Genomic DNA, 210 nt, shown 5'->3' with positions numbered 1-210 from the left:
GATCGATTTGATGCCATCCTCATCGGAGATGACGACGTTGTTCGGCGAGAGCTTGTATTCGCGCTGGTCGAGCGCCAGAACCGTCTCGCCTTCGGCGGCACGGCGGACGGTCAGGTTGCCCTTAATCTTGGCGGCATCGAAGACGTGGATCGGCCGCCCCTGATCGAAGGTCATATAATTGGTGACGTCAACAAGCGCGTTGATGGGGCG

1 protein-coding gene is annotated in these 210 nt (G+C 59.0%); it reads right to left on the bottom strand.

All coding sequences use genetic code 11. The annotated features are described in order from the left end of the window. A partial coding sequence (locus AF337_RS38520) for a B3/B4 domain-containing protein (protein WP_152971361.1) occupies positions 1-210 on the bottom strand: 210 nt, incomplete at both ends.

It is taken from the genome of Rhizobium ecuadorense (genome assembly GCF_001187535.1).
In the GTDB taxonomy this organism is placed as follows: Bacteria; Pseudomonadota; Alphaproteobacteria; order Rhizobiales; family Rhizobiaceae; genus Rhizobium; species Rhizobium ecuadorense.
Note: the sequence above shows the minus strand (reverse complement) of the source record. Positions and strands in the feature narration are given on the sequence as shown.